The sequence below is a fragment of the Streptomyces sp. NPDC093252 genome, from assembly GCF_040683675.1.
Taxonomy (GTDB): domain Bacteria; phylum Actinomycetota; class Actinomycetes; order Streptomycetales; family Streptomycetaceae; genus Streptomyces.
In genome coordinates, this window is record NZ_JBFBEM010000007.1 from 18032 (window position 1) to 30051 (window position 12020).

The 12020-nt window shown below is 73.2% G+C and carries 12 protein-coding genes and 1 riboswitch; of the genes, 6 read left to right on the forward strand and 6 right to left on the reverse strand.

The window, feature by feature from the left end; translation table 11 throughout:
- Nucleotides 1-59 precede the first annotated feature (59 nt).
- From AB0O01_RS16070 to AB0O01_RS16090, 5 genes are all read right to left on the reverse strand, one after another.
- Complete coding sequence (locus tag AB0O01_RS16070; RefSeq protein ID WP_365313805.1) at nt 60-938, reverse strand: ATP-binding cassette domain-containing protein; 879 nt, start codon at nt 936-938, stop codon at nt 60-62.
- Nucleotides 935-1693 (reverse strand): cobalt ECF transporter T component CbiQ, encoded by a 759-nt coding sequence (cbiQ, locus tag AB0O01_RS16075; protein WP_365313807.1) that lies wholly within the window; start codon nt 1691-1693, stop codon nt 935-937. Before cbiQ ends, AB0O01_RS16070 begins: the two co-directional genes overlap by 4 nt.
- Before the next feature lie 6 nt (nt 1694-1699).
- Nucleotides 1700-2050 (reverse strand): energy-coupling factor ABC transporter substrate-binding protein, encoded by a 351-nt coding sequence (locus AB0O01_RS16080; protein WP_365314399.1) that lies wholly within the window; start codon nt 2048-2050, stop codon nt 1700-1702.
- A gap of 32 nt (nt 2051-2082) precedes the next feature.
- Entirely contained in the window at nt 2083-2793 is a 711-nt protein-coding gene (locus tag AB0O01_RS16085; RefSeq protein WP_365313809.1) for an energy-coupling factor ABC transporter permease, read from the reverse strand.
- A gap of 29 nt (nt 2794-2822) precedes the next feature.
- Nucleotides 2823-3008, reverse strand: a riboswitch (cobalamin riboswitch).
- A gap of 41 nt (nt 3009-3049) precedes the next feature.
- Entirely contained in the window at nt 3050-3829 is a 780-nt protein-coding gene (locus AB0O01_RS16090) for a DUF4142 domain-containing protein (RefSeq protein ID WP_365313810.1), read from the reverse strand.
- 265 nt (nt 3830-4094) lie between these two features.
- Here AB0O01_RS16090 and AB0O01_RS16095 point away from each other — a divergent pair, with 265 nt between their 5' ends.
- The 3 genes from AB0O01_RS16095 (at nt 4095) to AB0O01_RS16105 (ending at nt 5629) form a co-directional block, all read left to right on the forward strand.
- A complete protein-coding gene (locus tag AB0O01_RS16095; protein ID WP_365313812.1) occupies nt 4095-4484 on the forward strand; it encodes a cell division protein SepF in 390 nt (129 codons plus the stop codon).
- A 37-nt stretch (nt 4485-4521) separates the two neighbouring features.
- Nucleotides 4522-4890, forward strand: a complete 369-nt coding sequence (locus AB0O01_RS16100) for a nucleotide pyrophosphohydrolase (protein ID WP_365313814.1) — start codon at nt 4522-4524, stop codon at nt 4888-4890.
- 265 nt (nt 4891-5155) lie between these two features.
- Entirely contained in the window at nt 5156-5629 is a 474-nt protein-coding gene (locus tag AB0O01_RS16105) for a DUF6099 family protein (protein WP_355741061.1), read from the forward strand.
- A 287-nt stretch (nt 5630-5916) separates the two neighbouring features.
- On the opposite strand, the gene AB0O01_RS16110 is transcribed toward AB0O01_RS16105, so the two are convergent.
- Nucleotides 5917-6162, reverse strand: coding sequence for a hypothetical protein (locus AB0O01_RS16110; protein WP_365313816.1), 246 nt, complete (start codon nt 6160-6162; stop codon nt 5917-5919).
- Between the two features lie 241 nt (nt 6163-6403).
- Here AB0O01_RS16110 and AB0O01_RS16115 point away from each other — a divergent pair, with 241 nt between their 5' ends.
- The 3 genes from AB0O01_RS16115 (at nt 6404) to AB0O01_RS16125 (ending at nt 11756) form a co-directional block, all read left to right on the forward strand.
- Entirely contained in the window at nt 6404-7333 is a 930-nt protein-coding gene (locus AB0O01_RS16115; protein ID WP_365313818.1) for an LLM class F420-dependent oxidoreductase, read from the forward strand.
- A gap of 218 nt (nt 7334-7551) precedes the next feature.
- Nucleotides 7552-9117 (forward strand): 3' terminal RNA ribose 2'-O-methyltransferase Hen1, encoded by a 1566-nt coding sequence (locus tag AB0O01_RS16120; protein ID WP_365313820.1) that lies wholly within the window; start codon nt 7552-7554, stop codon nt 9115-9117.
- The gene (locus AB0O01_RS16125; protein WP_365313822.1) at nt 9114-11756 is read left to right on the forward strand and encodes a polynucleotide kinase-phosphatase; all 2643 of its coding nucleotides are present in this window, start codon (nt 9114-9116) and stop codon (nt 11754-11756) included. Before AB0O01_RS16120 ends, AB0O01_RS16125 begins: the two co-directional genes overlap by 4 nt.
- The last annotated feature ends 264 nt before the right edge of the window (nt 11757-12020 follow it).

The window sequence follows — 12020 nt, forward strand, 5'->3', positions numbered from 1 at the left end:
CGCCCTTCCGGCCGCCGCCCGGCCCCACCCCGGGTTCCACCCCCGGCCCCACCCCGGGCCTACCCCGGGTTCCCCCCCGACCCCACTCCCGCCCCGCCCCCCACCGCCGCCAGTTCCTCCGCCGTCAGCGGGCCCCGTTCGTCCGCGCCCAGCAGCCCCCGTGCCCGCAGCAGCCGTGCCGCCGCCACGCCCCACGGCAGCCGCAGCCCGGCCGCCGCCAGCAGGTCCGTCCGGGCGAGGGCGGTCGCCGCCGGGCCGCTGTGGACCCCGGCCGGGGTGAGGAGGGCCGCGTCGTCCGCCCAGCGCAGGGCGAGATCGACGTCATGGGTCGCCATGACCACCGTCGTGCCCCCGGCCCGCAGCCCGGCCAGGGTCTCCAGCAGGCGTTCCTGTCCGTCCGGATCGAGTCCGGCGGTCGGCTCGTCCAGGATCAGCACCCGGGGCCGCATCGCGACCGCGCCCGCGATGGCGGTCCGTTTGCGCTGGCCGTAGGAGAGCAGATGGGTCGGCCGGTCGGCCAGCGCGGCGATGTCCAGCGCCGCCAGCGCCTCGGCGACCCGGGCCCGCACCTCCGCGTCCGGCAGCCCCAGGTTCAGCGGCCCGAACGACACATCCTGTCCGACCGACGCCGCGAAGAGCTGATCGTCCGGATCCTGCACCACCAACTGCACGGTGGTCCGCAGCCGGGTCAGCCCCGCCCGGTCGTACGAGACCACCCGCCCCTCCACCCTCAGCTCCCCGGACGCCGGGCGCAGTCCGCCGCTGAGCATCCGCATCAGCGTGGTCTTGCCGCTGCCGTTGCGCCCGAGCAACGCCAGCGCCCGCCCCTCGGCGACGGCGAAGTCCAGCCCGCCGAACACCGGGGGCCCCTCCTCGTAGGCGAAACCGGCACCGCGCAGGGCGACGAGGGGGAGGGAGGGGGCGGCGGGGGCGTTCATCTCAGGGGCCTTTCCAGGACGAGGGTCAGCGCGGCCAGCGCCAGCAGCAGCGCCGCGCTCACCGCGGTGAAACGGACGGACACCCGGGTCTCGGGGACCAGGACCCTGAGCGTGCCGTCGTAGCCGCGCCCGGCCAGCCCGGACTGGAGCCGGGCCGCCCGGTCGAAGGCCCGGACGAACGCGGTCGCCCCCAGCCCGGCCAGCGACCGCCACCGCGCCGCCCGGGTGGTGTGCCCGAGCCGCGCGCCCTGCGCGTCCCGGATCCGCCGCACCGAGTCCAGCAGCAGAAAACTCATCCGGTACGTCACCAGCGCCACATCCACCACCGGCGCCGGCACCCCGGCCCGCACCAGCCGGGGCAGCAGATCCGACATCGGTGTGGTGAACGCGAACAGCAGCACCCCCAGCGAGGCCGCCGAGGTCCGCAGCAGCAGTTCGGCGGCGCGCACCGGCCCGCCCTCGGCGAGCCCCACGAAGCCGCCGGTTCCGCCGGTTCCGCCCACCCGCACCAGCAGCGGCAGCGCGCCCGTGACGCAGAACCCCAGCGGCACCCGGTAGGCCCGCCACAGCCGCCGCCCCGGCACCCCGGCCGGGCCCAGCAGCAGCACCAGCGCGGTGAGCAGCACCAGCACGGCACCGGGCCAGGGCGGCAGCGAGATCGCCAGCGCGGTCAGCCCGAAACCGAGCACGGCCTTGTCGACGGGATGACGGCGGCGCCAGCGGCTGCCGTGCGCCGCCGCGTCGATCGGCAGCACCCGGCCTCAGCCCCGCGCGGCGGGGTCACCCGAGGACTCCACCGGCGGTGCCACCGCCCGCTCCTCGCCCTGCCGCCGCCCGCGCCGCAGCCCGAAGTAGTACGCGAGCACCCCCGCGCCGATCGCGGCCTGCACCGCGAACAGCGCCGACTCGATCTCCCCGGACGGCGGTTCGTACAGCGGCGAGAACCAGGGCTCGTAGTCCGGCTCGATCTCGGTGATCGCCGTCTCGGCCTCGGCGTCCGCCCCGGCGAACGGCTCCTCCTTGTGGTCCCCGAGCCCGAGCGCCAGCGGCAGCACGGCGAGCGCGGCCACCGCGAGCAGCAACAGCAGATTGATCCTCGTACTCTTCTTGATCCGCTTGATCCGCTTGATCCTCGTGTTCCGCTTCACCGCGCCACCGCCTGTTCCGGTCCCTCTGCCTGCCGCTTGCCGGTACCGGTGACCAGCACGCCCAGCCGGGTCAGCTCGCCCTTGCTGGACTGCACCAGCAGCCGCATCACCAGCACCGTCAGCAGCCCCTCGCTCACCGCGAGCGGAAGCTGGGTGACGGCGAAGATGGACCCGAACGTGGCGAGCGCGCCCAGGAATCCGCTGCCCGGGTCGGGGAAGGCCAGCGCGAGCTGCACGCTGGTCACGCAGTAGGTGGACAGATCGGCGGCGAACGCGCCGCAGAACACCGCCGCCATCAGCGGCGCGCCGGACCGCCGCAGCAGCCGGTAGACGGCATACCCGGCCCAGGGCCCGACGATCGCCATGGAGAAGACATTGGCGCCCAGCGTGGTGAGCCCGCCATGGGCCAGCAGCAGCGCCTGGAACAGCAGGGTGATGGTGCCCAGCACCGCCATGATCGGCGGCCGGAACAGGATGGCGCCGAGACCGGTGCCGGTCGGATGGGAGCAACTCCCGGTGACCGACGGCAGTTTCAGCGCGGACAGGACGAAGGTGAAGGCCCCGGACGCCCCGAGCAGCAGGGTGCTCTCGGGATGCTCCTTGACCTCACGGGTGAGTGTTCTCACTCCGTGGACGACGAACGGCGCCGACGCGACACTCCAGGCGATCGCGTGCGCCGGGGGCAGAAAACCCTCGGCTATGTGCATGGCTCAGCAGACCCTCTCCAGCACCTCGTGGATGGACGACGCGCCTTGGCCGGTCTCCTGGCTGACGGGTACCACCGCCCGTGCTCCGCCTTCCCGGGTCCCGAGGGACCCAGTGGCTGCCCGTGAGGGCCGGAGCAGGACTTCCCGATCACAGTGGCGAGGGCCGCACCGGTTCCGCACCGGATTTCCCGTTCACCAAGGCGAGGTGACAGTAGTGCGCGGACCGGACGGTGACAAGCGGGCCCGGACCGCGGGGTCAGCCGGTCTGCCCCGCCGCCGCCCCTGCCTCCGCCCCCGTCGCCGCCGACGGACTCGGCGCCGGATTCGCGGTGTTGATCCCCAGATCGGGGCGCGGGGTGAGCACCACCACGGGCACCCCGGGCTGCGGGGGCGGCGGGGTGAGCTGGTCCTTGGGCAGCTTGGGCGAGGTCGTCTGCTGGAAGTTGACCTGGTCGTGGTTGACCAGCCCGGTCTTCTCCAGGACGGTGATGTGGTCCAGGACGGTGTCGTTGGCGAGGTCGGCGAGCTGGCGGACCAGGGTGTTGCGGGTGTTGGCCCGGGTCTTGGCGACCACCGGGAAGATCTGGCCGTGGGTGACCCGCATGATCTGCACGGCCGTGGAGTCGAAGGACTTCCCCTGCTCGGCGGCGACCGTCGCCACGAACTGCTGCTGCTGCGGGCTCGCCTGGTTGGGCAGGGTGATGTTCAGATCGGGGGCGATCCTGCGGCACAGCTCGTCCAGCCCCGCGTGCCCCACGATCAGATGCTTGCCCGCCTCCTTCATCTCCGCCGTCGTCCCCCGCTCCATGGCCAGTTCGCCCAGCGGGTACTCCCACAGCCCCGCCGCCCGGACCTTCACCACGAAGTCCCGGTCCGCCTCGGTGAGCGGCCCCCACGGGGTGTTGGCGATGATCCGGTTCTGGTCCTCGGTGGTGGTCTCCACCCCCAGCATGGCCGGGTAGGCGAGCGCGGTGAGGGTCAGACCCATGGCACCGAAGACGAAGATGCTTCCCACCTTGGTGCGGGAGAAGGGCATGCGGCCTCCTGACACGAACGGACTCGTACGACGGCGTACGACGCGGTACGACAGGAGATACGGACGCGTGCCCGAAAATCGTCACCGCACCCGCGGATTTCCCGGCCGGACCCTATGCAGTACGTCACACCTTTGTACGAGTCGGTCGCACACCGTGTCGTTGGTGGGCCGAACGGGTGACTTGGCGTAAGAATGGCTGGTGCAGGCCGTGCCGAGGCACGACACGGCGCATGGCACGACACGACGAGACGGATCGGGGGAGCCGGTGAACCGACGCGATGTCACCGATGAACAGTGGGAGGGGCTCGCCCAGGTCGTTCCGCTGCGCGGCCGGGACGCCTGGCCGTCGGCCGTCGGGCACCGGGCGCTGCCGGACGCGGAGACCGAGGCCCGCCGCCGCTTCGTGGTGCTGCGGGTCAATATCTTCGCCGACGCCCGCGAGGTCGCCGAGACCCTGATGTCCGGCATCCCGGTCCTGCTCGACCTCACCGGCGCCGAACCCGATGTCGCCAAACGCGTCCTGGACTTCAGTACCGGCGTGGTCTTCGGCCTGAACAGCGGGATGCACCGGGTGGACCGCAATGTGTTCCTGCTCACCCCGCCCGGCACGGAAGTGCAGGGCCTGATGGCGGGCATGGGCGCGCCCGGCCACTGACCACACCCGACACCGACATCCTTGATCCGTGAGTCCCATGAGCGACAGCGACAGTGACACCCCCGACGACCGGAACGGAAACCCCGCCCGGCCCGACCTCGCCGCCCTTCAGCGCCGCCTCGCCGAGTTCGCGGCGGCCCGCGCCTGGCAGCGCTACCACACACCCAAGAACCTGGTCTCCGCGCTCAGCGTGGAGGCGTCCGAACTGGTCGAGATCTTCCAGTGGCTGACGCCGGAGGAGTCGGCGCGGGTGATGGACGACCCGGACACCGCGCACCGGGTGCGGGACGAGGTCGCCGATGTGCTGGCGTATCTCCTCCAGTTGTGCGAGGTGCTCGGGGTGGATCCGCTCGCCGCGCTGGACGCGAAGATCGACCGCAACGAACATCGCTTCCCCGCGCCGTGAGCACCGCCCCGGCGCCCCGCGCCGTGAGCACCCCGCTCCGCACGGGCCGCTGTGCCGTGAGTGACGGGGGCGGCGGTCGGCGAAAAGCCAGACGAGTCCGGACAACTCGGGGACTCGATCACTCCGTTACTACCCTCCGTAATCAATTCGTGGGGCGAATCTGAATTAGTGTCCGCAGATTTCCGTCTTCCTCTGGCTTTTCGTCTCACTCACCCTCACTCTGGGTAGTGGACAGCGGAGTTCGGGCGGACAGACGGGGCAGCCCATGGACGCGGTGCGGCTCATCGTGACGAGCAGGCGGGCGCTGGCGGTGGACGGCGGCATATCGGAGACCTTGGCAGAGGTGTGGCAGGCGCAGTGTCTGGCACAGGCGATCGGCAGCAGACTCGCGGTCTTCGGACCGCCGGAGCTGCGGGGTGAGGCCCTCGGTCTCACCGAACTGGCGGGCCGCGGCTGCGGAGTGCTGGACGAGCCGAAGCTCGCCCCGGGCGAACTGCGCGCGGCCCAGCTCACGGAGCTGGGCGACGCCCGGCAGGCCCTGATGTACCTCGGCGGACTCCTCGGCGAGGTGGGGATAGCCCTGGTTGGCGTGGCCAGCTCGGCGGCCGACGAGGGGACGTACTGGCAGTGCATGGAGGCGATCGACGCGGCGGACGAGTCCCGCGACCGGATCCGGGACATGCTCCGCAAACTCGCGGACCGCGAGGCGGCGGCCCTCGCCCAGCGCGAGGCGGGCTAGACCAGGGGGCCGGGGTGGCCCGGGGGTGGTTTGGGAAGGCCCGGGGTGAGGTCGGCCGACCGGGGAGGCCCCGGGGCCGGGTCGGGAGGCCCGGGAGGCCCAGGGGCGAGGCCGCCCGGACCGGGAGGCCCGGGGCCCCTGGCGGCGGTCGGCCCAGGCCCGCCGGTCGGACGGTGGGCATCCGGTCGGATGCTCGGTCGGGACGGTGGGCATCCGGTCCGACGCTCGGTCGGGACGGTGGGCCGGTCGCCCGGTTGCGCTACGCGTCCGGTGCCGACCGGGCACGCTCACCCTCCCGACGCGCCGAGCCCCCGCCCGTCCTGCCCGCTCTGCCCGCTCGTCCCGCTCCGCCGGTCATATCCGCTCGCTCCGCCGGGTGCGCCCTCCGTCGCAGCCGCCGCCTGGAGGTCCGCGTCCAGGGCGCTGAGATCCGCGCTCAGCGCCGCCATCAGTTCCTCCATCTGCTGCAACAGGCCCTTCGGCTCGGCCGGTCCGCCCTGGTGCGGCACGGTTTCCCCGGATTCCTCGGACATGACGGCCTCCTCGGCCCATGGCCCCCGACAGGGCCGCTCAGAAACGTCGCCCCGGCGTCCGGCGGCCGGGTGCGGGCGCCGGTCGCTCCGGCTCCGCCCGAGCCAACGATCACCGCGGAAGCGGGTCACTGGACCCGGCACCCCGCCCCGGGGGCCCGGACGAAGTTCACCCGACCGAGGAGCGGCGCCCCGGGGTGGGCCCGCGCGGTCCGGCGGGGGGCCAGGAGGCAGGATGGGCGCCATGGACTTGCGCATCTTCACCGAGCCCCAGCAGGGGGCCACGTACGACACGCTGCTCACGGTCGCCAGGGCCACCGAGGATCTCGGCTTCGACGCCTTCTTCCGCTCGGACCACTACGTCAAGATGGGCTCGGTCGACGGGCTGCCCGGCCCCACCGACGCCTGGATCACCCTGGCCGGCCTCGCCCGCGAGACCCGGCGGATCCGGCTCGGCACCCTGATGACCGCCGGGACGTTCCGGCTGCCCGGCGTCCTCGCCATCCAGGTGGCCCAGGTGGACCAGATGTCCGGCGGCCGGATCGAACTCGGCCTGGGCGCGGGCTGGTTCGCCGAGGAGCACGCGGCGTACGGGATCCCCTTCCCGAAGGAGAAGTTCGGCCGGCTGGAGGAGCAGCTCGCCATCGTCACCGGGCTGTGGGAGACCCCCGTCGGCGACACCTTCGACTTCGACGGCACCTACTACCAGCTCAAGGACTCGCCCGCGCTGCCCAAGCCCGCCCAGTCCCGGGTCCCGGTGCTCATCGGCGGCCACGGCGCCACCCGCACCCCGCGGCTGGCCGCCCGCTACGCCGACGAGTTCAACATGCCGTTCGCCTCCATCGAGGACAGCGAGCGCCAGTTCGCCCGGGTGCGGGCCGCCGCCGAGGAGGCCGGGCGCAAGGGCGACGACCTCGTCTACTCCAACGCCCTCGTGGTCTGCGTCGGCAAGGACGACCAGGAGGTCGCCCGCCGCGCCGCCGTCATCGGCCGTGAGGTGGACGAGCTGAAGACCAACGGCCTGGCCGGATCCCCGGCCGAGGTGGTCGAGAAGATCGGCCGCTATGCCGAGACCGGTGCGAGCCGGATCTACCTCCAGATCCTCGACCTGGACGACCTGGACCACCTGGAGCTGATCTCGGCACAGGTGCAGTCGCAGCTCCCCTCGTCGTAGCGGCCCCCGCGCCGCCCGGCGCCCCCACCCCCGCGATATCCGCAGGCGGACGCCCGTACCCGCGTGCGAAGGTAGGACCGTCGTCCTGCCCAGCCCCCAGGATCACAGTCCTGGGGGCTTTCGCGCGCACGGCGTCACCCCGACCACCCACCTGTCCACCTATCCGCCCACCTATCCGCCCACCTGTCCACCCATCCCCGGCCGGAGAGGCCCTCCGCATGTTCCTGACCATCACCACCACCGGCGCACCCGGACGTCCCGCCACCGACCTCGGTTTCCTGCTGCACAAGCATCCCGACCGGGCGCAGACGTTCTCCACCTCCCACGGCACCGCGCACGTCCTCTACCCCGAGGCCGACCCCGCGCGCTGCACGGCGGCGCTGCTGCTGGAGGTCGACGCCCTGGCGCTGGTGCGGCGGAACAAGGCCGACAAGGGCAAGGGTCGCGGCGGCACCCCGGACGCGGCTCTCGCCCAGTACGTCAACGACCGCCCCTACGCCGCCTCCTCGCTGCTCGCGGTGGCGCTCAGCGCCGTGTTCTCCAGCGCCCTGCGCGGGGTGTGCCAGGCGCGGCCCGAGCGCGCCGCCGAGCCGCTGCCGCTGCGCATCGAGGTACCCGCGCTGCCCGCCCGCGGCGGCCCCGGCCTGGTCCGGGCCCTGTTCGAGCCGCTCAACTGGACGGTCACCGCCGACCCGGTGGCGCTGGACGAGGAGTTCCCGGAGTGGGGCGACTCGCGCTATGTCCGGCTGGTCCTGGAGTCGGAGACCCTGACCCTCTCCGCCGCGCTGCGCCATCTCTACGTCCTGCTGCCGGTGCTGGACGACGCCAAGCACTACTGGGTCTCCGCCGACGAGGTCGACAAGCTGCTGCGGGCCGGTGAGGGCTGGCTGCACCAGCACCCGGAACAGCGGTTGATCACCAGCCGCTACCTCTCCCGCCGCTGGTCCCTGACCCGCGAGGCCCAGGAGCGCCTGGAACTGGTCCGGCTGGCCGAGACCGACGACAGCGAGGTCGAGGAGATCGACAACGCGGTCCCGGAGGAGACCGAGGAGACCGGGGGGACCGAGGGGACTGACGGGACCGGGGAGACGCAGGCGTCGGAAGAACAGGTCCCGCTGGCCGTGCGGCGCCGCGAGGCCCTCCTCGACGCCCTCCGCGCCTCCGGTGCCGCCCGTGTCCTGGACCTCGGCTGCGGACAGGGCCAGTTGGTGCAGGCGCTGCTGAAGGACGTCCGGTTCACCGAGATCGTCGGCGTGGACGTGTCGATGCGGGCGCTGACCGTCGCCGCCCGGCGGCTCAAGCTGGACCGCATGGGCGAACGCCAGGCGTCCCGCGTCCGGCTCCTCCAGGGCTCGCTGGCCTACACGGACCGGCGGCTGGCGGGCTATGACGCGGCCGTTCTCAGCGAGGTGATCGAGCACCTGGACCTGCCGAGGCTCCCCGCCCTGGAGTACGCGGTGTTCGGCGCCGCCCGCCCCCGCACGGTCCTGGTGACCACGCCCAACGTCGAGTACAACGTCCGCTGGGAGTCCCTCCCGGCCGGGCACGTCCGGCACGGCGACCACCGCTTCGAATGGACCCGCGCCGAGTTCCGCGCCTGGGCCGAGCGGGTCGCCGCCCGCCACGGCTACACCGTGGACCTGCGCCCCGTGGGCCCCGACGACCCCGAGGTCGGCCCCCCGACCCAGATGGCCGCCTTCACCCGAACCGACTCCACCCCCACCGACTCCGCCCCGACCACCCCTTCCACCCCGACCGGCCGAACGGAGGCGACGGCAGCATGAACGAGTCCCCGACCACCCCCACCCAGAACCCCACCGGGACCCCCACCCAGAACCCCACCGGGACCCCCACCCAGCCCCCCACCGAGACCCCCGCTCAGCACCCCACCCCGCCCCCCGGCCGCACCCTCCCCGTCACCGACCTCTCCCTCGTCGTGCTCGTCGGCGCCTCCGGCTCGGGCAAGTCCACCTTCGCCCGGCGCCACTTCAAGCCCACCGAGGTGATCTCCTCCGACTTCTGCCGGGGCCTGGTCTCCGACGACGAGAACGACCAGAGCGCCACCCGCGACGCCTTCGACGTGCTCCACTACATCGCGGGCAAGCGCCTCGCGGCCAGCCGCCGTACCGTCGTCGACGCCACCAGCGTGCAGCCCGACGCCCGGCGGCAGCTCATCGCGCTCGCCCGGGAGCACGACGTGCTGCCCATCGCGATCGTGCTGGACGTGCCCGAGTCGGTCTGCGCCGAGCGCAACGCGGGCCGCACCGACCGGGCCGACATGCCGCGCCGGGTGATCCAGCGGCACATCCGCGAACTCCGCCGCTCCCTGCGCGGACTGGAGCGCGAGGGCTTCCGCAAGGTGCACGTCCTGCGCGGGACCGAGGAGATCGACGCCGCCACCGTCCGCACCGAGAAGCGCTTCAACGACCTCACCCACCTCACCGGCCCCTTCGACATCATCGGCGACATCCACGGCTGCGCCTCCGAACTGGAGTCCCTGCTCACCGCGCTGGGCTACACCGACGGCGTCCACCCGGACGGCCGGACCGCGGTCTTCGTCGGCGACCTGGTCGACCGGGGCCCCGACAGCCCGGCCGTGCTGCGCCGGGTGATGGGGATGGTGAAGGGCGGCACCGCGCTGTGCGTGCCCGGCAACCACGAGAACAAGTTCGGGCGGTATCTGCACGGCCGGAAGGTCCAGCACACCCACGGCCTCGCCGAGACCGTCGCCCAGATGGCGGACGAGAGCGAGGAGTTCCGGCGCGAGGTCGGCACCTTCATCGACGGCCTCGTCAGCCACTACGTCCTGGACGGCGGACGGCTGGTGGTCTGCCACGCCGGGCTGCCCGAGAAGTACCACGGCCGCACCTCCGGCCGGGTCCGCTCGCACGCCCTGTACGGGGAGACCACGGGGGAGACCGACGAGTTCGGGCTGCCGGTGCGCTACCCGTGGGCCGAGGACTACCGGGGCCGCGCCGCCGTGGTCTACGGCCACACCCCGGTCCCCGAGGCCACCTGGCTCAACAACACCATCTGCCTGGACACCGGCGCCGTCTTCGGCGGCAGACTCACCGCGCTGCGCTGGCCGGAGCGCGAACTGGTCGACGTACCCGCCGAGCAGGTCTGGTACGAGCCGGTCCGGCCGCTGAGGGCGGAGGCGCCCGGCGGGCAGGACGGGCGTCCGCTGGACCTGGCGGACGTCCAGGGGCGGCGGACCGTGGAGACCCGGTACGCCGGGCGGATCACGGTCCGGGAGGAGAACGCGGCGGCGGCGCTGGAGGTCATGAGCCGCTTCGCCATCGACCCGCGGCTGCTGCCGTACCTCCCGCCGACCATGGCACCCGGCCCGACCAGTACCGCCGAGGGGTTCCTTGAGCACCCGGCGGAGGCGTTCGCGCAGTACCGGGACGACGGGGTCGAGCGGGTCGTGTGCGAGGAGAAGCACATGGGGTCGCGGGCCGTCGCCCTGGTCTGCCGGGACGCCGCCGCCGCGCACCGCCACTTCGGCACCGACGGCCCCACCGGCTCCCTCTGCACCCGCACCGGCCGCCCCTTCTTCACGGACGGGGCGATGACCGAACGCGTCCTGGACCGGCTGCGCGCGGCGATCGGCGCGGCCGGGCTGTGGGACGAACTGGAGACGGACTGGCTGCTGCTGGACGGGGAGCTGATGCCCTGGTCGCTGAAGGCGTCCGGCCTGCTGCGCACCCAGTACGCGGCGGTCGGCGCCGCCGCCGGAGCGGTGTTCCCGGACGCGCTCGCCGCCCTGGAGCGGGCCGCCGCCCGGGGCACCGATGTCACCGCCCTGCTGGACCGCCAGCGCGAGCGGGCCGGGCAGGCCGCCGCGTTCACCGAGGTCTACCGGCGCTACTGCTGGCCCACCGACGGCCTCGACGGGGTCCGCCTGGCCCCGTTCCAGGTGCTCGCCGTCCAGGGCCGCAGCCTCGCCGCCCTGCCCCACGACGAACAGCTCACCCTGCTGGACCGCCTGGTCGAGCACGACACCACCGGCCTCCTGGCCACCACCCGCCGCCTCTACGTCGACACCGCCGACCCCGTCTCGGTCGCGGCCGGGGTCGACTGGTGGCGGGAGCTGACCGGCCGGGGCGGCGAGGGCATGGTCGTCAAACCGCTCGGCGCCCTGGTGCGCGACCCGAAGGGACGCCTCGTCCAGCCCGGCCTCAAGGTCCGCGGCACGGAGTACCTGCGGCTGATCTACGGCCCCGAGTACACCCGCCCGGACCACCTGGACCGGCTGCGCCGCCGCTTCCTGAACCACAAGCGCTCCCTGGCGCTGCGCGAGTACGCCCTCGGCCTGGAGGCCCTGGACCGGCTGGCCGCCGGTGAGCCGCTGTGGCGGGTGCACGAGGCGGTGTTCGCGGTGCTGGCGCTGGAGTCGGAGCCGGTGGACCCCCGGCTGTGACCGTACCGGGCAGATGTTCGACACGAGCCCCGCACACCGTTCAGGGGAACGGCACATGAGCCCCGTATGAGCCATGCACCACGGGGAAATGACGGACCGTGAGGATTTCCCGAGAGATCAGCGGACGACGGATTCCGGTCAAGTCGCCGCCCGAACGGGCGAACTTGGCCGGAGGCCGCGGCTCCGCCCCCGGAGGCCCCTGGTTAACCCTGGGTTGCCGTGCTAACTTCGCTGGCCGGTCAGGCAGGGAGTACCGGCTTCGGG